Below are 18,888 nucleotides of genomic sequence, written 5' to 3' on the forward strand. Positions count from 1 at the left end.
TGCAACTGGCTGGACGGCCCCTTTCGTCCAGCCAGCATTGAAACTCGAAGAGGATTGACTGGCATGAGCAAAACCGCGGCTGATTACATGGCGCACACCCTTGCGGAAATGGGCGTCAAACGAATCTATGGCGTGGTTGGGGACTCCCTGAACGGTTTCAGCGATTCCTTGAGGCGCCTGAAAGCCATCGACTGGGTTCATGTCCGACATGAAGAAGGGGCAGCGTTCGCTGCGGCGGCCGAGGCACACCTGACCGGTGAGCTGGCTGTTTGTGCTGGGAGTTGCGGGCCGGGAAACCTCCATCTCATCAACGGTCTGTTCGACGCGCAACGTAGTTCCGTCCCGGTTCTGGCCATCGCCGCGCATATACCGAGCACGGAGATCGGCATCGACTATTTCCAGGCCACACATCCAGAGACGCTCTTCAAGGAGTGCGCTCACTATGTGGAACTGGTGAGCCACGCCGATCAACTACCCCAAATCTTGGCACGCGCTATCAGGGTTGCCGTCGGACAAAAGGGCGTCGCCGTTGTCGTAATCCCCGGCGACGTAGCGCTGCAATCTCTTTCAGCTCCCATTCCCAAGTGGTTTGCGCCTGCAGACCCGGTCGTAACTCCGACGGACGGTCAGCTCGAAAAACTCGCGGATCTCCTTAACAGTGGCAAGCGGGTAACGATGCTGTGTGGCGCAGGCTGCAAGGGAGCACACAGCGAGGTGGTCGAGCTCGCGGGCTTGTTGAAAGCGCCCATCGTCCACGCCTTGCGCGGCAAGGAATTTGTTGAGCACGACAACCCGTTCGACGTTGGAATGACGGGCTTCCTTGGATTCGCGTCGGGCTACTGGGCGATGAAGAATTGCGACACGCTACTTATGATTGGAACAGACTTTCCGTATCGGCAATTCCTTCCGTCGGATGCGAAGATCGCTCAAATCGACATTCGGGCAGCGGCACTCGGGAACCGCTGCAATCTCGATGTGGGCATTCTTGGGTCGACGGGACCAACCCTTCGGTCGCTGATCCCAAGTATCAAAGCCAAGGTTGATACATCCCATCTCGATGACGCCCTCGCAGACTATCGGAAAGCTCGTTCGAATCTTGACGCACTCGCGGAGAACGGACCGTCGACAAGATACATCCATCCGCAATATGTCAACCGGCTCGCCAGCGAACTTGCTGACGACGATGCGATATTTACCTGCGACGTGGGAACGCCGGTCGCATGGGCGGCACGCTACCTCAAGCTCAACGGGCGCCGTCGCCTGGTCGGCTCATTCAATCATGGATCCATGGCGAATGGGATGTTGCACGCTATCGGCGCCCAGGCTGCCTTCCCCGGCAGGCAGGTCATCTCGATGTCCGGTGACGGAGGTTTTTCGATGATGATGGGCGAGTTCGTCACGCTCATACAGCAGAAGCTACCTGTGAAGGTCATCATTCTAAACAATGGGACACTTGGGTTCGTCGAGATGGAAATGAAGGCATCGGGCTTTCTCGACACCGGATGTGAGTTGATCAATCCCAATTTTGCATCCATGGCCGAAGCGATGGGCGTGAAGGGCATTCGTGTCGAATCTCCCCACGACCTGAAAGAGGCGATGCAGGAGGTCCTGGCCCATAACGGCCCTGCCCTTCTCGATGTCGTCAGCGCCCGACAGGAACTTGTCATGCCGCCCGCGACTACCATCGAAGACGCCCACAAGTTCGGGATGTTCATGTTGCAAGCTGTGCTTGACGGCCGAGCGGGCGAAGTAATCGATCTCGCGAAGAAGAACCTGCTTCGCTAGCCGGCCCCATCTGATGTTAGAAACCGGAGCTGCCGCATGCCGCTGTATACGATCATGACGCAGAGGAACTCCCTCGACCAAGCTACGAAAGCTACTCTCGCGGAAGAATTAACCAACCTGCACGCAGAGTTTTCAGGAGTGCCAATCGAATGGGTGCACATCGTGTTCCAAGACTTCGAGCTAGGTAGCGGCTTCAGCGCGGGCGTGCCCGCACCCACCGTTAGCCTGATGGCGAACATACGAAGTGGGCGAACAAGCGAGTACAAGCGCGATCTCCTGGTCCACATTTGGAAGCTTCTGCAAGCCGCCACCAACGCTGCTGATGATCAGATAGTTATCGGGCTACTGGAGGCGGACGCCAGCAATGCGATGGAGATGGGAAAGATCATGCCTGACGTTGTTCGAGCAACGGACGTGGGTTGAAATTCGGCTATCCGGATTTTGACGTGGAAACGCGCTTTGTCTGCACATCCCCACGTTGAACTCTCAAAATCCGAACTGCTTCGTCCGGTCTCGCCGAGGTCGCCCGGGACACCAGTCCCGGCCTGCGGCGTCTGCGAAGGCGGACGACCGCATGCCCATGAGACTCAAGCGCCCCGTGGACATCGGAATCGCGATGGCCTTTCGGCACGTCGGGATGCGGGCGGCGGTAGCCAATCTGCGCCGTCTACAACCATTGAGGTTGTGGCGTGTCGCCCTTCGCGCGCGCCGCTCCCACCCGACCACCCCAACGATGTACCGATACCACCCTTGTGGATAGTTGTTTGAAGAGCCGTCGCGGGCGATCACTTGGGCACCAGCGCAACATAGCAGGAGCCTCTCATGAGCATGATCGCATCCGCGGGCTCGACAAACTCTCATCACGAGAAGTTCCGCGCCGCAACGGCGCCCGTCAGACGGAGCGGAGGATTACTTATAGGCCTCTTCCCGGCAACCGTGGGACTCCTTGCAGGATGCACACCTAGAGCCAGCCCCTCCCTGCCCCTGTTCGGAGCCTTCTTCCCTTCCTGGCTTCTCTGCGCGGTCATTGGGGTTGTTGGGTCCGTTGTTGTGCGAGCCATCTTCGTGCGCTCCGGCATGGACGACCAGCTTCCGTTGCGCTCGATCGTGTACGTTTGCGTCGCGGCCACGATCGCCTTCGGGGTGTCGCTTTTCGTATATGGGCGCTGAACATGGAAAACTCAGCGTACGCCAATAAGAAAAGCATCTTCGGGGTCGTTCTAACATGCGCCCTGATCGCTCCAGGCATCGCCTTAGGTTGGCTTTACTACCGGCACTCCGTGACAAATCCTCTCTCGGACGACGCCATACTGACGGCTGACACCGTCAATGTCGCATCTCAGGTGACCGGTCAGATCATCCAACTCCCCGTGACCGAAAATCAGAAGGTCCAACGAGGAGACGTCCTTATAACTGTCGACCCGCTTCCCTACCAACTGGCGGTGGATCAGGCACAAGCTGACCTGCGCGTGGCCGAGGCGGCCAGAGATACCCAGGCTAGAAACATCGGTGGCCAGCAGTCCAGTGCTCAAGTCGCCACCGAACAGATCACACGAGCACAAGAAGATCTTGATCTTGCGGAGCAATCGCTGACCCGCCTCACCGCCCTCCTTCCATGCTGCGTTAGCAAGCAGCAAGTGGACAACGCCAGAACCGCGAGAGACAATGCCAAGATTGCGGTTGAGCAAGCGAAAAATCTGTCTGAAGCGGCGACAGTCGTCGTCAACACCCTCGATTCCGCCAACGCCTCGGTACAAGCCAGTCAAGCTGCTCTTGCAATAGCCCGCCATAACCTGGCCTACACCACGATCCGAGCGTTTCACGATGGGCGAGTAGTCGGCGTCACCACATCGACAGGACAGGTCGTCGGGGCCGGACAACCCATCTTCACGCTGATAAACACTGAGAACTGGTACGCTTCCGCGTCGTTCTCTGAGGTCGAACTCGACAATATCAAAGTAGGAAGCTGTGCAACCGTCTATGTCCTCTCCGATCGATCGCGCCCCATCATGGGGAAGGTTGATGGGATCGGATGGGGAGTGACATCTGACGAACTCGTCAATTCGCCACAGGCGCTACCCTCTGTCCCGAAGACCCTGAACTGGGTCAGGCTCGAACAGCGTTTCCCAGTTCGCATAAAACTGATCGACCCACCGGAGCAACTCACCCGCATCGGAGCTTCCGCAGTCGTGGTGGTGCATCATGACCAAAGCTGCTGAATGGCGGTCGGTTCGCTTAGTGAAGCATCTGATTGAAGACCTGGCGCCTTTTCCTGGGCGACTGGCCATTACCTGGCGGGTTTCGGTACTCACAGCTTTGGTGGCGGCGGTCGCGATGTTGCTTCAGACGCCCGAGGTCGCGGTAAGTTGCTATCTGGTCACCTTCGTCATGAAGCCCGACGGCAGCGCAAGCGTGGTGCTAGCCATGACGCTGACGTTCGTGATCACCATCGTTATCGTGATCGCAACGATCCTCACGGTGCTGACTATTGGCTCGCCGGGCTTGAGGTTGCTTATGATGGCGACGGTCTCGTTCACAATGCTTTATATCGGGTCGGCCAGCAAACTCGGACCGACTGGGGCCGTAGTAGCTCTAATTGTTGCGGACATCCTGTCGTTGATCTACACGGCCTCTAGCGGCCAGATCATCACAGATGGGCTTAGATTTGCATGGGAGATGGTTGCGCTGCCCATGATGATGATTGTTGTCTTCAACATATTGCTTGGCCGCTCGACTGTCGCCATTCTTCACGACAACCTCCTCCGTCGGCTTGTGGCAGTACGAGACGAGCTCTCCGTTCCAAGCGAGACCAGCAGCCAGTCCGTGCGCGAACTCCTACGGCGAGGCAACGCGGAACCTTTGGCGAAACTCAAGTTCGTACGCATGTTCAAATTGGTATCGAACAAAAGGGCGGCGCGAATCGCGGACGACATCACGGCATCCTATCAATTGCTGCTTGCTACATCGGAGATGGATCCTGAGGAGAATTCAGCGAACCGGCAGACGCTTCTCTCTCATGTCAGCCGCGTCATCCACGACCTGAAGGCCGGACGGGCGCCCCCGGCTCCCCCGCCATTGTCCGATTCCGCAACGCCGGCCGATTCAGCCGCATATCGTGCGCTTGCCGCTATTGCCGGCGAGGAGCATCCGCCTTACCGATCGGGAAGCAACAGTCCGTTTTTCGCTAACGACGCTCTGACAAATCCAGAGCACGTTCGATATGCGCTGAAGACGACTGGAGCCGCAATGACATGCTACATCGTTTATGCCGGCATTGACTGGGACGGCATTCATACCGCGATGATTACCTGCTACGTGGTCTCACTGCGTACGACAGGAGAGACAATTCAAAAACTGGGAATGCGTATACTCGGCTGCCTGATCGGCGCCGCTTTGGGATTGCTCTCGATCGTCTTCTTGATCCCGCACATGCATTCAATCGGTCATCTCATGCTTCTTGTATTCGCGGGTACCTTCATCGCTGCGTGGATTGCAAACGGCGGCGAACGGTCTTCCTATGCAGGAATACAAGTCGGCTTGGCCTTCTTTCTCTGCGTCCTTCAAGGATTCGCACCAGGCATCGATCTGGAGCTGGCACGGGATAGAACTATCGGGATATTACTCGGCAACACGGTAATGTATCTCGTGGCCACCCGCATCTGGCCGATCGGTACTGAGCAAGCTCTGAGAACGAACCTTTCCAGGGCACTGAAAGAGCTAGCAACTCTTGCTTCAGTTCCAATACCTGCCCGCGAACAGGCCGCTGCGTTGGCCGCCGAAATTGGTGGGTCGATAGGATCCATGGAGAAGTCCTTCAGCCTTGTCCCACTTGAGCCCGCGTCCGTTCGACCGGCAGAGAGCTTACGAGGCACCTTGCGCTTCATCGCGGATGAAGCAGAGATGCTTAATCGGCAGATCTACCTTGCTCGATCCGATATCCCTGGCGTTGGTGAGCGCTTAACTAAACTTGCCGACCAGGTTGGTAGCCCCTACCTTGCCCGCTCGCGCGACGGCGGCGCGAGCGAAGAGAAACAACCGTCTCAGCCTGATGGCTCGCCCTTGAAGCCTATCGATGCTCGGATCTCTCGCATGGAAGTGCTGATGAGGGCTGTCAATCCTTGATCCGGTGCGTCGGTACGCCGGCACTATCGATGGTCGTGTCGATCCTATCCGTAGGTGTGATTTTCCGCTCCATCATAGGCAGCTAGATTTTGGTCATCAGCGCTTCTGAAGATCAAGTTTCTCACGAAACGGAGCGACAACCTGACAATTCCGCCGGACCTTTCACAAGCGCCACGGACGCCGTCCGTGGTGGCGGCGGATTGATGCCTTTGACCACTTCGCTCGGAGCGTCCGAGCATTGCACCAGTACCGCCTTCTTTGACCCAACCTAACCAAGAGAAAGCCGTGGAAATGAAAAAGCTCAAGACGTATCTGGCACTCGCAGTTGCCCTTCCCCTCGTCGCACTCGCCGCTCCAGCGAGCGCTGAAACGCTGAAGAACATTGTTCTCGTTCACGGTGCCTGGGTGGATGGATCGGGTTGGAAGCCTGTCTATGAAATCCTGACTAAGGAAGGCTTCAACGTGACCATGGTTCAAGAGCCCGAGACCTCGTTCGCTGACGATGTCGCCGCAGCGAAGCGTGTCCTCGACATGCAGGAAGGGCCGACGCTCCTGGTAGGACATAGCTACGGCGGCTCGATCATTACCGAGGCCGGCGTTCATCCGAACGTGTCTGCTCTTGTATATGTGGCCGCCCACGCCCCAGACGTCGGCGAAGACGAAGGGACGCTTGGAAAGAAGACGCCAAGCGTACTCGCCAAGACCGAGGGTGCGATAAAAAAGACACCGGACGGCTACACGTATCTGAACCCCGTGGAATTTCCGAAGCTGTTCGCCCCTGACATGCCGCACGAGCAAGCTGTATTCGAATCGCGTTCTCAAGTGCTTGCTGCAGCGGAAGTGTTCACGACCCCGCTGACAGCAGCGGCCTGGAAGACCAAGCCGAGCTGGGCGATCGTCGCGGGCAACGACCAGATCATCAACCCCGACCTGGAGCGCTGGTACTACGAGCGCGCGAAGAGCCATACGATCGAGATTAAAGGCGCGAGCCACTCGGTTTATGAATCGCATCCCAAGGAAGTTGCAGAGGTGATCATCGAAGCGGCCCGAAAGGCCGAGACCGAAGCAAAGTCGGCGAAGAAGTAAATCGCAATCAAGCCTGGCCGCCGACCCCGAACCCAATTCGCGTCGGCGGTCACCTCTGAGACCCAAGTCCCCCCAGGAGCAGAGATGACGATGAACTGGCAACACCAACGAGACAACCGCGATGCTCGTCTGCATTCCGGCAGTGCGGTCGCTTCGGGCAAAGTCGTGTTGGCGAACGATGCCACACGTTTGCTGGAAGCCGTCCTTCGTCCCGGCGATCGCGTATGCCTGGAAGGTGACAATCAGAAACAGGCTGATTTGCTGACAGACGCTCTTCTAGCGGCTGACATTTCGAAAGTTCATGATTTGCACATGGTGCAGTCGGGAGTCGTTCTGCCTGGTCATCTCGACCTGTTCGACCGGGGCGTCGCGAAACGGCTCGACTACGCATACTCTGGCCCCCAATCCGCCCGTATCGCCACTATGCTTTTCGGCGGAAAGATCGAGCTTGGAGCGGTTCACACCTATCTCGAGTTGTTCGCCCGATACTTCATTGACCTCACACCCAATGTTGCGCTTGTCGCCGCCGTAAGTGCGGACCGGGAAGGCAATCTCTACACCGGCCCGAATACCGAAGACACCCCCACAGTCGTCGAGGCGACGACATTCAAGGACGGCATCGTCATCGCGCAGGTCAACGAGATCGTCGATAAGGTTCCACGGGTCGACATTCCAGGTGACCGGGTCCACTTCGTCATCGAAGCCGACAAGCCGTTCTTTGTCGAACCACTCTTCACTCGCGATCCAGCAGCGATTACGGAAACCCAAATCCTTACTGCAATGCTCGCGATTAAGGGAATCTACGCGCCTTACGGCGTACAGCGGCTCAATCACGGCATCGGTTTCAGCACAGCGGCAATCGAACTCCTGCTTCCGACATTCGGTGAAAAGCTCGGACTGAAAGGTAAGATCGCAAGCCGCTTTGCTCTGAACCCACATCCGGCACTCATACCCGCTATCGAATCCGGTTGGGTCGAGCAGATCCACTCCTTCGGGTCGGAAGTTGGTATGGACGATTACATCCGGGCACGCTCGGATATCTACTTTACCGGACCCGATGGCTCCCTTCGTTCAAATCGCGCGTTCTGCCAGGTAGCAGGATTATACGCTTGCGACATGTTCATCGGCTCCACGCTGCAGATCGATCTCGAGGGAAATTCATCTACTGTTACTTCGTCAAGGATCGCAGGTTTCGGCGGAGCGCCAAACATGGGATCGGACGCTCGAGGGCGCCGCCATCCCAGCGACCCTTGGCTCCAAGCGGGACGAGAGGCGGATCCCAACGGCGCCGCCCCGCTTCGCCGGGGAAGAAAGCTTGTGGTTCAGATCGGCGAAACCTTCGGTGAGAAAAACGTGCCGCTCTTTGTCGAGACGCTGGACGCGCTCGCACTGGCAGAGAAACTCAAACTGGAGTTGGCGCCCGTAATGATCTACGGCGACGACGTCACGCATATCGTGACGGAAGAAGGCATTGCCAACCTTCTGCTTTGCCGAGACAGCCGAGAGCGCGAGCAAGCCATCCGTGGGGTAGCCGGTTACACAGACGTCGGCCGAGGCCGAGATAAGAAGGCCGTCCAGCAGCTAAGAGAGCGGGGCGTGATCCGACGGCCCGAGGATTTGGGGATCAACCCGCTCGACGCCGATCGGAAGCTCCTTGCCGCGCGGTCGATAAAGGATCTCGTACATTGGTCGGGCGGTCTGTACTCGCCGCCTTCAAAATTCCGAAACTGGTGAGAGGCGCAGGACGATGGAAAAACTAACCTTCCACCACAAGATGTTGCAGCGGGCCCCTGGAGCCAAGTGTCTCGCAATCAACGGCGTCGTGGCCTCAGGAAACCTTGAGGTTCTAACCGAGCGGGTTCTGCACGAAAGCGAATGCACCGTCGAAATCAATACGGCCGCCGATGGCTTCGGCGAGGTCTGGGCTGCCGTCGTGCAGGACTTCGTCGATCGCTACAACCCTGGTGGTCTCAGGTTTTCGATTAACGACGGAGGAGCCCGCCCGGACATCGTAATGCTCCGCCTCGCTCAGGCTGTCCGGTTGATGGAGGACACACAATGAACGCCGTATCTACCAAGATTGAAGGCCACCCAGAGGGATCGGCAAGCTGGTACGAAGCGTCTGCACGTGATCGTATAGCTCTTCTGCTCGATGTCGGCAGTTTCAAAGAGTTCATCGGTCCAGAGATGCGCGAAGTCAGTCCGCATTTGCCGATCTTCAATCTTCCCGAGGCTTTCGATGACGGGATTGTAATCGGCAAAGGCGCACTCAACGGGTCTCCGGTTTTTGTTGCCGCACAGGAAGGCCGTTTCATGGGCGGCGCCTTTGGCGAAGTCCACGGAGCGAAGCTCACCGGCCTCCTTCGGGCGGCTCGCGACCTGAAGGACACACCCGTCCTTATCCTCTTCGACACCGGAGGGGTCCGCCTTCAGGAAGCAAATGCTGGCGAGCTCGCAATCGCCGAGATTATGCGAGCTGTCGTCGAAGCTCGGACCGCAGGGGTGAAAGTGCTGGGACTGATCGGAGGGCGAGCGGGCTGCTATGGAGGCGGAGGTCTCACCGCCGGATGCTGCTCTGGACTGGTCGTCTCGGAACAGGGCCGCATCGCGGTATCTGGCCCTGAGGTAATTGAGACAAACCGCGGCGTTGAGGAATTCGACTCCCGAGATCGCGCACTGGTCTGGCGGACCATGGGCGGAAAGCACCGAAAGCTTCTTGGTGGAGCGGAGCTTTTCGTCGATGACACGGCGCGCGGTTTCAGAGAAGCGGCAATAAAGCTCCTTGGGATAGCAGGACCGCTTGGTCTCGAAACGCTGCTGGCCGAACAAGATCGCCTTGAACAGAGACTTCGAGAATTTGGCGATGCTTCAGACGCGATCGATATCTGGACCGCGATGAAAGTACCGGATGCTGCGTCCGTGCCGGCCATGGAGGCTAGCGAATTCGTATCCTTGGCAGACAGTGTTGGGAGGAATTTCCATGACGCCCGGTGATCTTCTCGCATCGTTGTTCCCCAACGGTCACGAAATTATAAATGAGAACGGTTTGCTGCTCGGCTCTGCGCGGCTTGGTCGCAACGGAAAGGCGCTCGTAATTGGAGTTTCCGGTGGAATTCCACTCGGCGTCGATGAGGCAATCCGTCTTTCCGGGCACGTGCTTGCTTCTCCTGGCTCAGACACCGGGCCGATCATCGTTATCGTCGACAGCGATAGTCAACGCATGAGCAAGCGCGACGAGCTGCTGGGTCTCAACGAGTTCCTTGCACACTTGGCAAAGTGTCTTCTTTACGCGGACATGGTTTGTCGTCCGACGATCGGAATCCTATATGGTCACACCGCCGCAGGAGCGTTTTTGGCAACTGCGCTGGCGACTCGGGTGCTGGTCGGGCTACCAGGAGCGGACCCGGCGGTCATGGACCTACCGTCGATGTCGAAAGTCACCAAGCTTTCCATTGAGGTCCTTCAAGAGAAGGCCAAATCGACGCCAGTGTTCGCACCGGGTCTGGAAAACCTCGCCCAAACAGGTGCCGTCCATCTGCTATGGGACGAGAAGAAAGCCCTAGCGGACCAACTGGACGAATTGCTGCGCGACCTGCCGGACGCCGCAGACAAGCGGGGCGATCTTGGGCAGGCTCGCAAAGGGCGACTGAAAGCAGGCCCCATAGCGGAGCGCGTCTATGAACTCGCGGTCGCGCGGTAGCGCTCAGCCGCTGAAGCGGCACGATCTTGTCGTTATTGCTCCACTCTCTTCCAGCGCGGACCCAATCCTGGCAGCATGGATTGGGAATGGTTGGCCACTGATCAGCCGCAGGCCCACGCCCGACGATGTCGGCGGAGTTGCGGTTGGCCTTCCCTTGCCTCCCCTTCAAGGAAAAAAGCGCCTCTCGTTTGTCATTCGACGGGATCAGATCGTCTCGATCCGCGCGCCGCTCCTTTTAAGTGACGTCGCCCACAAGGCGCCGTCATCCTGGATGCCGACGATCAACCATATCAAAAGGTTGGCGAGCGAGAACGGCTTGGACATCGGTGTGTTCGGAAGCCTGGCCTGGAGCGCTCTCACCGGCTTGGACTATCTGACTGAGAGTTCGGATCTGGATCTCCTTCTATACGTCAACGCTGAGACGAACCTTGATCGCGTCTTAGGACGTCTTGCGCAAATACAGGCCCTCGCACCGATGCGATTGGATGGGGAATTCGTACGGGAAGATGGAGCGGCAGCCAATTGGAGGGAGTTTCGCAGCACTGCTCGCGAAGTCCTGATCAAGTCGCTCGATGGGGCATGTTTCATCGATCGCAACAAGTTCCTAGCTGGAGATGTCGCCAAATGAAGAACGTGCTTTCCACATTGCTCGCGCCACAACAACAGCTCCTTGCACCCAGGGCACGTCCTTGGGTGGACATGGATACTATCGCCGTGAGCGCCCGTCAGAGTTTGATCCTCGAACTCGAGACGTGGCCGAAGCCAGGCCTAGTAAGCCACATCGACTGCGGCAGCCACCACGACATGAATTCTGAAACATTTCGAGAAAGCGCGGATGTCATCGAACCATATCTCGCAGCGTTGGTGCGAGCTGGCGCTACAGGCGGCAAGATGGGTCGGCTCAGGGTCATCGGGATCCAGGCAGAGCGGGCGATGCTTTCCGCCACCAACGGCATCAACACTCATAGAGGCGCAATCTTTGGCATGGGCCTGCTTTGTGCCGCAGCCGGCGCGCGCGCGAATGGCAGAGTGGCAGACAATCTCTCCTTGGGATCGATCGTTTCGCTGCTCTGGGGAAATGACATATTCGACGGGCCCTTGCCATTGCATAGTCACGGCGGCCGAGCGCGTAGGAAATATGGAGCGGGCGGCGCGCGTATCGAGGCTGCTCGAGGGTTCCCGACCGTCTACGAGGTTGGTCTCCCAACGCTCAGGCAATATCGCGCCAACTTTCCCGACGACATGGAAGCAGTTCGAGTTCAAACGTGTTTCGCCCTTATCGCGGCTGTCGAGGACACGAACCTTCTGCACAGGGGCGGCCAGCAAGGCCTTCGCCACGCCAGGCTTGCCGCCGATGCTTGGCTTAAAGACGGTGGGATCGCTAACCCGCGTTGGCGGGAGAGCGCCCACTCAGTCCATCAAGAGTTCATCAGCCGCTGGCTTAGCCCAGGGGGATCTGCGGATCTCCTCGCGATGACTCTTTTCGTGGACGCTCAGGAAAGGCCCTATGTCTGATGGCCGCGACAATCCTCCTCGCTCTGACGCCGATATTCTTCGTCATGGCCCTGGGTTATGGGGCCGGACGGTGGAACATTGTCGACAATCATCACGTCGACGGCCTCAATGTACTGGTCATGAACTTTGCTCTGCCTGCCTCCTTGTTTGCCGCAACCGCTTCTGCTTCGCGATCGGAGATGTATGCCCAAGCTCCGCTCTTCGTGATCTTAAGCGGCGTGATGCTCGTCGTGTTCTTGGCGTGGTACTGCTTTCAAGTCACAGTCAGAAAAACGGGAAGGCCGGATTCATCTCTTCAAGCGCTTACGATCGCTTTTCCCAACCTAGCTGGCGTCGGGTTGCCGATATTGGCGGACGTGATCGGCCCGGCTGGTACCATACCCCTCGCGGTGGCGCTCGCGGCCGGCTCCATCGTCATCAGCCCGCTGGCTTTGATCTTGGTGGAACTGAATGTAAAAAAAGACGGCGTCGATGCGTCAGCAGGCACGTCGAAGGTCTTCAGTGCGCTCCGGCACGCTCTGACCAAGCCAGTGGTTCTCGCGCCAGCCTTGGGTATCATGTTCTCCCTGAGCGGACTGCCGACCGGAAAAGTGTTGGATGCAAGTCTGTTGCTGATCGGGCATGCAGCTCCGGGGGTCGCGCTATTCCTAACGGGTGTCGTGCTTTCGGCTCAGGCTTTTCGTTTGAACTGGAAGGTCGTGAACGCCACGATCGTGGCCGATCTGGTTCGTCCCTTACTGACTGCTGCGATCGTGCTGCCTCTAGGCGTCGCGTCAGAGACTGCTAAGGTAGCGATCCTGCTCGCGGCTGTCCCGTCGGGCTTCTTCGGTATCCTGTTTGCGGTCAACTACCGGCTCGACTCGGCCACGACCGGATCGATGGTGATCGCCAGCACCATTTCAAGCATCGTCACTCTGGCCGTAGCCATCGTTTTGCTCTATCCGCACTGAGGCTGTGATATGACCCTGGCTATACTATGCTCTGGTCAGGGTCGACAGCATTCCGAGATGTTTGCCCTGACCAGCGACACCCCCGAATCCGAGGCGCTCTTCCAGCGTGCGTGCGTCTTGCTCGACGGCATCGATCCCCGCCTCCTTGTGCGCCAGATTTCGGAAGAGACAATCCACTCGAACCGGTGTGGGCAGATCATCTGCACGCTTCAGGGCCTCGCGGCAGCCGCCGCACTGAGATCATCGCTTCCCTCCAATGTTGTCTTTGCCGGTTACAGTGTCGGTGAACTGGCGGCATGGGGTGCTGCAGAAGTGTTAGATCCTTTCACAACACTCGACCTCGCGGCTAAAAGGGCCGCAATGATGGATGCGCACACTTCACCTGGAGACGGGTTGCTGTTCATCCGTGGACTGCCACGGGACGTAATCGACGGGCTGTGCGAGCGTCATGGCGCCGGGCTTGCAATCGTGAACCCGGACGATGCCTTCATCGTCGGCGGGTCACGGCAGGCGCTTCACGCGTTAGTAGTTGAGGCTGAGCAGTTTCGGCCGATCAGAATGACCCTTCTGCCTGTCATGGTGGCGTCCCACACCAAGCTGCTTCGGCTTGCAAGCGCAGAATTTCGGAAGGTTCTTGCAGGTACCCCGATCCGCTTCCCTCCTATCTCGGGGTTCCGCCTCTTAAGCGGAGTCGACGGAGCGACAGTCATGAATCCCGAAACCGGCTTGAACAAACTCTCAGGCCAGATTTGCACCACGGTGCAATGGGCCTCGTGCCTGCAGAGCTGCGTAGAAGCGGGAACGACATGCTTTCTTGAATTGGGGCCTGGCGATGCGTTGAGCCGTATGGCTCGAGAGGCCTTTCCCGAAGTTGAAAGCCGTAGCTTAAGCGACTTCAAGTCGCTAGTCGGCGTGCGAGCTTGGATCGCCGCACGCGCGCATTAGCGGCCTTTGTCGAGAGCGCGTTCTGCACACCATCCCTAGAAGCTATCTCGACCAACCGAACGTATAGCAAACCACAATCATGAGTGTGATTTCGCCGAGCCTGACCCAGACGTACTTTGTTCATGTCGCCTTGAAAGGCAGACAACTGAAGTTTTCTCAAAGAAACAACGAGAAGGCCTCAACCCACGGCCATCTCATACCCAGGAAGGAACTATCATGAAACACGCAATCAGCTTTGCTGTGATCGCAGTCGTAGCTTCGGTCGCCTTTACCACAACAAGCCGCGCCGACAGCCTCACCATGAACGACGGCCCGCAGATCGAGAAGACCCTCCGGACCTTCGACAAGGCATTCGACGTCAAATATCTGAACGACTACCAGAACCAGAAGACGCAGCCCGACGCGCACGACACTGCAATTCCACGCACCGAGGCAGGGATCCAAAATATTCGCGAGTCGATTTCCGCAAACAAGGGCCTCTCTGAAAAGCTGCAGGCCAAGGGCATCGACATCGACAACGTGGTGAACGCTCAGCAGGCTGCCGACGGCAGCATGACGTTCTTCATCAAGTAGATGTCGGACTGGCCCGACCTGATCCTCCCCAGGCCGGGCCACTCTCCAGTAGGTTATGCCTAGGACGAAGCTTGCGGCCATCACCCAAGATTTCAGCATCCAGGCGACGAGGTCGCTTCTGCCTACAACAGCCAGACCTGCTCTTGCTGCGCCTACAACGACAAGCGCAACAGGTCGGCCCAGTAATTACAATGCCGCTTCTGCGGCAACAGAATGCATGCGGACGTCAACGCGTCGAGAAATGTCGGATCGGAACGTTTCCGGTTCTTAGGTTCTCAGAAGCCTGGCTTTCGCCAAAGGATCCTCGACACGCTGGTGAGCCAGCATTTCGAGCGACATTCACGTGAGCGTGGCGCCCCGTCCTATCCAAGAAAGTCCAACCCATATTTTGAGGGAAAGACGATCGCGGCGAGGTTATCGCTTTTAGAGGTTGACAACCTCCAATAAGCGAGGTTGCAAATGAGTTCAACCTTATTTGCGGCATAGCCAGATTTAGCATGACGACAGGGTGTCGCCCTCCTCAACCAGGAACTTTTCGAAAGGTCAGGTCAAAACGCGCCATAAATCAATCCTTTCATTTCGGGTCACTTTGACGACGTCCTCCGGAGGCTAATCTCGGGGCCTTTCAGAAACTGTCAGTGGCGATCGATGACCCCGCGCGGAGTGCTTGTTGCCGGCAGCGAAATGCTATCGGCCGCGCATAGTCAAGGGGCTAGGATGGGACGGCCGCAAAAACGGAACGGTCAACGCATCATACAGATCAATTACCGTTTGCGACTTGGCGTCGCTGCGGACAGATTTTGCCACGGTCGCAGAGTGCAGGCCTTGCCGGTGAACGAATGTCAGAGCCGAACCGTGCGCGACAAAAATCTCAACAGCACAAGTGTAGGAGTGCACGCTGCTCTAACGTCCTTGGCGAGTGCAGCAAATAGGAGAACAGAATGCGCGCCCAAGAGCCGGACTTGGATTTCTTTATACAATCAGGCCCTATGACTTCGACCGGCGATCATTCCTTGACCCTTGGGAGGATCGAAGGTCCAGTCGAAACCGCAAACATGCTTCATGGTATTCTCCTTCATGAAGCATGGGCATCGGCCTATGGCAGGGAACTAACACCAGAGCGTAAGGCGCAGTCACACCTGCGGTCCGCTCAACGAATGTTTGATCTCCTCGCCAGCAGTTCTATTCCTGTGACGGAAGCGCGGAGCGCCGACTCGCGGTTGGTTGGTACCTGCCGCCATTTTTCTGTACTGGCGTGCGCCACTTTGAAAGCTCAAGGAATACCCTCAAGGGCTCGCTGCGGTTTCGGGATGTATTTTGAATCTGGAAAGGGCGTCGATCATTGGGTCGTCGAGTACTGGAATGGCAAGCGCTGGGTCGTTGCCGACTTTCAAATTGAAGATGTCCAGGCCAGCCAGCTAGGTCTCGTCTTTGACCCGCTCGACTTGCCTGAAGAAAAATTCCTCACGGCCGGAGAGGCTTGGCGCCTCTGCCGCGATGCGAAGGCTGATCCCGACACGTTTGGCATCTTCGACGAAGGCGGGCTGTGGTTCATTGCAATGAACTTAGTCCGTGATGTCGCAGCTCTCAACAACATGGAGATGTTGCCTTGGGATGATTGGGGCATCATGCCAAAGCCAAATGAAGACATCTCCACTGACCGCATTAAGCTGTTTGATCGCCTCGCCGCTCTCACCGCTGATGGCGTACAGACCGACGAGATCAGGACGCTTTATCTACAGGAGGCAGGCCTGCGGGTACCTCAGAGGGTCTTCAACGCACTTCGGCAACAGGAAGAAGAGATCAGAGGATCCTGATAAAACGGATCTGGCACCCTGGTGCCCATCGCTTCCTCAGATCAGGCGGCATTCTGGCTTCAACCTCGGGCTGGCGGGGTAGAGGATGCCGTCATTGCGATTCCCTCGGCTAAGTTCTCGGCTCAACATTCGTGACAAATACCATCTACACGGCCGGGAACGACGCGCGGGCTAGGTGCTAACTCAGAGTACGGTCGGTAAAAGAGAGTTGGCCGCCTATTACAACGGCCAACATAATAATTAGGAAGGCTGTCCCTGCAGCTAGTCAGGCTGCTTGTGCAACATCATCCAGATGATGGATTTCAGTTCCCAGCACCTTCAGGCACTCCCTGATAAAGGCTGCTAGCGCAGTCCAGCCTTTCGCCGAAACCATCGTTCCACCGACATAGGCTTCTGTTGGCGATAGACCAACATAGGTGCCCCCAGCCAATGTCACTTCCGGCTCGCACGCGCCGAGCGCCCCGACTTGGCTCACCGCCGATCTTCGAGCCGAGCTGGTGATCGCTGTGGGGAAATCCACAACGCACGCTAACAGGGTCGCTTGCATCGATCACCGGCGCCCTAGGTGACGTCGGTTGTTGGTGTTCCAATGGGTGTTGATCAAATGCGCCCTATCGAATACTCAAGAAGGCCTATGTAATGCAATTCCCGACCGATTGAACCGAACGCTCACTATTGCGAGATGACAAGATTGTGAAAAACGAGGCCAGCACGTCGCCGTTAAGTCTGCGCAATACGCCCGGCCCCCATCCGGTTGACGTTCACGTTGGCAAACGTCTGAGCCTCGCGCGAAAGATGAAACGGCTCTCGCAGACAACGTTGGGCGACGCTTTGGGGTTAACTTCCAACAGGTCCAAAAGTACGAACGGGGCACGAACCGGGTCAGTGCTTCGACAATGTTCGCAATCATGAGATCCTTAAATGTCCCCGCGTCCTATTTTTTCGAGGGCTTGGACTGGGAATACATCGGGGAAACCGATCCAGGTACGCAGTCGATTTCTCCAGAGGTACTCGCGTATCTATCTTCTACGTTTGGGTTGCAAATCGTTGAACAGCTAGCTGTGGCGCCAAGGCGGGTCCAGAACGCGTTTGCCATCCTGTTGGAAAACAGTATCAGCGAGCCGAAGTAGCTTACAAAACCAGTCGTGGCGTATGGCACGCGTCGATCGAGTTCGTCTTCGTCCCCGATTTCGGTATGTTGCCAGCACAACAATGCAACTTCGGCCCGAGGTCAGACTTCTTCAAAAACAGCGGACGATCATGGCAAACCGTAAGAACGCGGCTTTGGGGTTGCGTAATGCACTTTTTCGGAAACGGCTTGGCGAAAAATGAACTCTGGCCTCTTTTATGCTGATCTGCGAGCAATCCGACAGGTTCAGCGACGGGCCCTCTGTCTTTCAAGCAGAGCAAACTGGCGATCGGAAGGGATGCTCCTGGTGATCGTAGGCCCATTCGGGATAATCGAAGAACCGGCGGTTGTCGAAGCGGTTTGCAACTCGATCGGATCGCACGGCGACTCCGTCGCGGTGATCCGTGAAGCCAAACGAGCCGTCGCGAAGCTCGGAACCGAGGCCTCCGTCTCGACTATCATCTCGGTCTCCACCATCATGGCCGCCGCCGCGGTCGTGTGCCATCGCCGGAACCACCGATACTGCTGGTGAAGATGAAAAAGCCGACGCGAGCATGCAGACTGCGATCATGCGAATTCTTGGCATTTCGAGCACTCCTCTGTGATGAAGGTCGACCGCTTTGGTGACCGTCAAAGAAGGGTAGCTTGATGGACGCCGAACTGAATCACACCATGGTGTAGCCGAGCACGACCTTGGTGATAGCGATGACGGCTTTCACGAAGGTCCATGTCGACCTGTACACATGGCCAGTTTCGAGGGCCTAATGTCAGGCATAATCTTGCCTCACGCGATAATTCCTGTCGCGGTTCAAAGGATCGCAAGCTATGACGACAAACTCGAACAAGGCCCTGACGGCTGGGCTGATTGCCCTGACGGTCGCCGGTGCAGCCGTTCTCACAAATTCGGAAGCTGAAGCGCGAAACAATTTCGCCCGCGGACTGGGCGCCGGCCTCGCTGGCGCCGCTATCGGTGGTGCGCTCGTAGCAGGACTGAATGCTTCGGACCGTGCGCCCGCGTACTCCTATGCGCCCGCATATGCCCCTCAACCGGCGTATATTCCGAACCCGTACTACCAGCCCGTATGTCGCGTGGTTTGGCGCGAGAATGCGTGGGGTGACATGTACCGTGCGCAGGTCTGCCGTTGATTGAGGGCGTCGAGCTAAAGACCGCGGGCGACGAGATATTCTCGCTGGCTGCGGCGTGGGCCTCCTACATAGCCGAGATCGCACTCGGGGCGTACCGCACGGGGCGCGACATCCTCTTAC

The 18,888-nt window shown here is 57.5% G+C and carries 18 protein-coding genes and 2 pseudogenes; 18 read left to right on the plus strand and 2 right to left on the minus strand.

All coding sequences use genetic code 11. The features are described 5' to 3' along the window. Window positions 1-63: 63 nt before the first annotated feature. From poxB to JNB88_RS24830, 16 genes are all read left to right on the plus strand, one after another. The gene (gene poxB / locus JNB88_RS24755; RefSeq protein WP_220357755.1) at window positions 64-1,785 is read left to right on the plus strand and encodes a ubiquinone-dependent pyruvate dehydrogenase; all 1,722 of its coding nucleotides are present in this window, start codon (window positions 64-66) and stop codon (window positions 1,783-1,785) included. Window positions 1,786-1,821: 36 nt separating this feature from the next. Continuing rightward, window positions 1,822-2,208 (plus strand): tautomerase family protein, encoded by a 387-nt coding sequence (locus JNB88_RS24760; RefSeq protein WP_220357756.1) that lies wholly within the window; start codon window positions 1,822-1,824, stop codon window positions 2,206-2,208. 399 nt (window positions 2,209-2,607) lie between these two features. Next, window positions 2,608-2,955 (plus strand): YtcA family lipoprotein, encoded by a 348-nt coding sequence (locus JNB88_RS24765; RefSeq protein ID WP_223217314.1) that lies wholly within the window; start codon window positions 2,608-2,610, stop codon window positions 2,953-2,955. Between the two features lie 2 nt (window positions 2,956-2,957). Continuing rightward, a complete protein-coding gene (mdtN, locus tag JNB88_RS24770; protein WP_220357757.1) occupies window positions 2,958-4,004 on the plus strand; it encodes a multidrug transporter subunit MdtN in 1,047 nt (348 codons plus the stop codon). Beyond that, complete coding sequence (locus tag JNB88_RS24775) at window positions 3,988-5,907, plus strand: FUSC family protein (protein ID WP_220357758.1); 1,920 nt, start codon at window positions 3,988-3,990, stop codon at window positions 5,905-5,907. The genes mdtN and JNB88_RS24775 overlap by 17 nt, the downstream gene beginning before the upstream one ends. 291 nt (window positions 5,908-6,198) lie before the next feature. Next, window positions 6,199-6,993 (plus strand): alpha/beta hydrolase, encoded by a 795-nt coding sequence (locus JNB88_RS24780; RefSeq protein ID WP_220357825.1) that lies wholly within the window; start codon window positions 6,199-6,201, stop codon window positions 6,991-6,993. 90 nt (window positions 6,994-7,083) lie between these two features. After that, a complete protein-coding gene (mdcA, locus tag JNB88_RS24785) occupies window positions 7,084-8,727 on the plus strand; it encodes a malonate decarboxylase subunit alpha (protein ID WP_420832216.1) in 1,644 nt (547 codons plus the stop codon). A 13-nt stretch (window positions 8,728-8,740) separates the two neighbouring features. Beyond that, window positions 8,741-9,055, plus strand: a complete 315-nt coding sequence (gene mdcC / locus JNB88_RS24790) for a malonate decarboxylase acyl carrier protein (RefSeq protein ID WP_220357760.1) — start codon at window positions 8,741-8,743, stop codon at window positions 9,053-9,055. After that, window positions 9,052-9,987, plus strand: a complete 936-nt coding sequence (locus tag JNB88_RS24795; RefSeq protein WP_220357761.1) for a biotin-independent malonate decarboxylase subunit beta — start codon at window positions 9,052-9,054, stop codon at window positions 9,985-9,987. The genes mdcC and JNB88_RS24795 overlap by 4 nt, the downstream gene beginning before the upstream one ends. After that, entirely contained in the window at window positions 9,974-10,693 is a 720-nt protein-coding gene (locus tag JNB88_RS24800; protein WP_220357762.1) for a biotin-independent malonate decarboxylase subunit gamma, read from the plus strand. The genes JNB88_RS24795 and JNB88_RS24800 overlap by 14 nt, the downstream gene beginning before the upstream one ends. Further along, entirely contained in the window at window positions 10,671-11,321 is a 651-nt protein-coding gene (gene mdcG / locus JNB88_RS24805; RefSeq protein ID WP_220357763.1) for a malonate decarboxylase holo-[acyl-carrier-protein] synthase, read from the plus strand. Before JNB88_RS24800 ends, mdcG begins: the two co-directional genes overlap by 23 nt. Further along, entirely contained in the window at window positions 11,318-12,208 is an 891-nt protein-coding gene (mdcB, locus tag JNB88_RS24810; protein ID WP_420832215.1) for a triphosphoribosyl-dephospho-CoA synthase MdcB, read from the plus strand. The genes mdcG and mdcB overlap by 4 nt, the downstream gene beginning before the upstream one ends. Further along, complete coding sequence (locus JNB88_RS24815) at window positions 12,208-13,158, plus strand: AEC family transporter (RefSeq protein WP_338111033.1); 951 nt, start codon at window positions 12,208-12,210, stop codon at window positions 13,156-13,158. The genes mdcB and JNB88_RS24815 overlap by 1 nt, the downstream gene beginning before the upstream one ends. Before the next feature lie 9 nt (window positions 13,159-13,167). After that, a complete protein-coding gene (locus tag JNB88_RS24820) occupies window positions 13,168-14,103 on the plus strand; it encodes a malonate decarboxylase subunit epsilon (protein WP_220357764.1) in 936 nt (311 codons plus the stop codon). 216 nt (window positions 14,104-14,319) lie between these two features. After that, window positions 14,320-14,676 carry a hypothetical protein gene (locus tag JNB88_RS24825; protein WP_220357765.1) on the plus strand — a complete coding sequence of 119 codons (357 nt, stop codon included), beginning with the start codon at window positions 14,320-14,322 and terminating at the stop codon, window positions 14,674-14,676. A 941-nt stretch (window positions 14,677-15,617) separates the two neighbouring features. Next, window positions 15,618-16,493 carry a transglutaminase-like domain-containing protein gene (locus JNB88_RS24830; RefSeq protein ID WP_220357766.1) on the plus strand — a complete coding sequence of 292 codons (876 nt, stop codon included), beginning with the start codon at window positions 15,618-15,620 and terminating at the stop codon, window positions 16,491-16,493. 265 nt (window positions 16,494-16,758) lie between these two features. Here JNB88_RS24830 and JNB88_RS24835 read toward each other — a convergent pair. Further along, window positions 16,759-16,962 (minus strand): annotated as a pseudogene (locus JNB88_RS24835) (protease); the annotation flags it as partial. 364 nt (window positions 16,963-17,326) lie between these two features. Between JNB88_RS24835 and JNB88_RS34675 the strand changes: the two are divergent. Beyond that, a pseudogene (locus tag JNB88_RS34675) lies at window positions 17,327-17,623 on the plus strand (helix-turn-helix domain-containing protein); the annotation flags it as partial. Window positions 17,624-17,890: 267 nt separating this feature from the next. Here JNB88_RS34675 and JNB88_RS24845 read toward each other — a convergent pair. Further along, window positions 17,891-18,208, minus strand: a complete 318-nt coding sequence (locus tag JNB88_RS24845; RefSeq protein ID WP_220357767.1) for a hypothetical protein — start codon at window positions 18,206-18,208, stop codon at window positions 17,891-17,893. A gap of 239 nt (window positions 18,209-18,447) precedes the next feature. On the opposite strand from JNB88_RS24845, the gene JNB88_RS24850 reads away from it, so the two are divergent. Next, complete coding sequence (locus tag JNB88_RS24850; protein WP_220357768.1) at window positions 18,448-18,768, plus strand: hypothetical protein; 321 nt, start codon at window positions 18,448-18,450, stop codon at window positions 18,766-18,768. Window positions 18,769-18,888: the final 120 nt, after the last annotated feature.

It is taken from the genome of Rhizobium cauense, from assembly GCF_019511525.1.
Classification (GTDB): domain Bacteria; phylum Pseudomonadota; class Alphaproteobacteria; order Rhizobiales; family Rhizobiaceae; genus Rhizobium; species Rhizobium cauense.

What these genes read in the sequence shown, in the direction of transcription:
- mdcG (WP_220357763.1), top strand. Translation starts at nt 10,671, where the DNA reads ATGAACTCGCGGTCGCGCGGTAGCGCTCAGCCGCTGAAGCGGCACGAT.
- JNB88_RS24765 (WP_223217314.1), top strand. Translation starts at nt 2,608, where the DNA reads ATGAGCATGATCGCATCCGCGGGCTCGACAAACTCTCATCACGAGAAG.
- mdcA (WP_420832216.1), top strand. Translation starts at nt 7,084, where the DNA reads ATGAACTGGCAACACCAACGAGACAACCGCGATGCTCGTCTGCATTCC.
- mdcB (WP_420832215.1), top strand. Translation starts at nt 11,318, where the DNA reads ATGAAGAACGTGCTTTCCACATTGCTCGCGCCACAACAACAGCTCCTT.
- JNB88_RS24815 (WP_338111033.1), top strand. Translation starts at nt 12,208, where the DNA reads ATGGCCGCGACAATCCTCCTCGCTCTGACGCCGATATTCTTCGTCATG.
- mdtN (WP_220357757.1), top strand. Translation starts at nt 2,958, where the DNA reads ATGGAAAACTCAGCGTACGCCAATAAGAAAAGCATCTTCGGGGTCGTT.
- JNB88_RS24850 (WP_220357768.1), top strand. Translation starts at nt 18,448, where the DNA reads ATGACGACAAACTCGAACAAGGCCCTGACGGCTGGGCTGATTGCCCTG.
- JNB88_RS24780 (WP_220357825.1), top strand. Translation starts at nt 6,199, where the DNA reads ATGAAAAAGCTCAAGACGTATCTGGCACTCGCAGTTGCCCTTCCCCTC.
- mdcC (WP_220357760.1), top strand. Translation starts at nt 8,741, where the DNA reads ATGGAAAAACTAACCTTCCACCACAAGATGTTGCAGCGGGCCCCTGGA.
- JNB88_RS24760 (WP_220357756.1), top strand. Translation starts at nt 1,822, where the DNA reads ATGCCGCTGTATACGATCATGACGCAGAGGAACTCCCTCGACCAAGCT.
- poxB (WP_220357755.1), top strand. Translation starts at nt 64, where the DNA reads ATGAGCAAAACCGCGGCTGATTACATGGCGCACACCCTTGCGGAAATG.
- JNB88_RS24820 (WP_220357764.1), top strand. Translation starts at nt 13,168, where the DNA reads ATGACCCTGGCTATACTATGCTCTGGTCAGGGTCGACAGCATTCCGAG.
- JNB88_RS24795 (WP_220357761.1), top strand. Translation starts at nt 9,052, where the DNA reads ATGAACGCCGTATCTACCAAGATTGAAGGCCACCCAGAGGGATCGGCA.
- JNB88_RS24845 (WP_220357767.1), bottom strand. Translation starts at nt 18,208, where the DNA reads ATGCCAAGAATTCGCATGATCGCAGTCTGCATGCTCGCGTCGGCTTTT.
- JNB88_RS24825 (WP_220357765.1), top strand. Translation starts at nt 14,320, where the DNA reads ATGAAACACGCAATCAGCTTTGCTGTGATCGCAGTCGTAGCTTCGGTC.
- JNB88_RS24775 (WP_220357758.1), top strand. Translation starts at nt 3,988, where the DNA reads ATGACCAAAGCTGCTGAATGGCGGTCGGTTCGCTTAGTGAAGCATCTG.
- JNB88_RS24800 (WP_220357762.1), top strand. Translation starts at nt 9,974, where the DNA reads ATGACGCCCGGTGATCTTCTCGCATCGTTGTTCCCCAACGGTCACGAA.
- JNB88_RS24830 (WP_220357766.1), top strand. Translation starts at nt 15,618, where the DNA reads ATGCGCGCCCAAGAGCCGGACTTGGATTTCTTTATACAATCAGGCCCT.